The 1,224-nt window shown below is 56.1% G+C and carries 1 rRNA gene (only partly in view); it reads left to right on the top strand.

The features are described from left to right. A 23S ribosomal RNA gene (locus AB0I06_RS34205) occupies positions 1–1,174 on the top strand; its annotated part reaches 1,266 nt to the left of the window's first position; the annotation flags it as partial. Positions 1,175–1,224 lie beyond the last annotated feature (50 nt).

Genomic DNA, 1,224 nt, shown 5'->3' with positions numbered 1-1,224 from the left:
TCGAGCTGGGGGTGGCCGCAGAGACCAGCGAGAAGCGACTGTTTACTAAAAACACAGGTCCGTGCGAAGCCGTAAGGCGATGTATACGGACTGACGCCTGCCCGGTGCTGGAACGTTAAGGGGACCGGTTAGTCACTCTTCGGGGTGGCGAAGCTGAGAACTTAAGCGCCAGTAAACGGCGGTGGTAACTATAACCATCCTAAGGTAGCGAAATTCCTTGTCGGGTAAGTTCCGACCTGCACGAATGGCGTAACGACTTCTCGACTGTCTCAACCATAGGCCCGGTGAAATTGCACTACGAGTAAAGATGCTCGTTTCGCGCAGCAGGACGGAAAGACCCCGGGACCTTTACTACAGTTTGATATTGGTGTTCGGTTCGGCTTGTGTAGGATAGCTGGGAGACTGTGAACTCTGGACGCCAGTTCAGGGGGAGTCGTCGTTGAAATACCAGTCTGGTCGTGCTGGATGTCTAACCTGGGTCCGTGATCCGGATCAGGGACAGTGTCTGATGGGTAGTTTAACTGGGGCGGTTGCCTCCTAAAGAGTAACGGAGGCGCCCAAAGGTTCCCTCAGCCTGGTTGGCAATCAGGTGTTGAGTGTAAGTGCACAAGGGAGCTTGACTGTGAGACCGACGGGTCGAGCAGGGACGAAAGTCGGGACTAGTGATCCGGCGGTGGCTTGTGGAAGCGCCGTCGCTCAACGGATAAAAGGTACCCCGGGGATAACAGGCTGATCTTCCCCAAGAGTCCATATCGACGGGATGGTTTGGCACCTCGATGTCGGCTCGTCGCATCCTGGGGCTGGAGTCGGTCCCAAGGGTTGGGCTGTTCGCCCATTAAAGCGGTACGCGAGCTGGGTTTAGAACGTCGTGAGACAGTTCGGTCCCTATCCGCTGTGCGCGTAGGAATATTGAGAAGGGCTGTCCCTAGTACGAGAGGACCGGGACGGACGAACCTCTGGTGTGCCAGTTGTTCTGCCAAGGGCATGGCTGGTTGGCTACGTTCGGGAGGGATAACCGCTGAAAGCATCTAAGCGGGAAGCCTGCTTCGAGATGAGTATTCCCACCTCCTTGAGAGGGTAAGGCTCCCAGTAGACGACTGGGTTGATAGGCCGGATATGGAAGCACGGTAACGTGTGGAGTTGACCGGTACTAATAGGCCGAGGGCTTGTCCTCAGTTGCTCGCGTCCACTGTGTTGGTTCTGAAACCACGAACAGCCCCACGT

The organism is Streptomyces sp. NPDC050674, from assembly GCF_040654575.1.
GTDB lineage: Bacteria > Actinomycetota > Actinomycetes > Streptomycetales > Streptomycetaceae > Streptomyces.
This window is presented reverse-complemented; position numbering and strand designations above follow the sequence as displayed.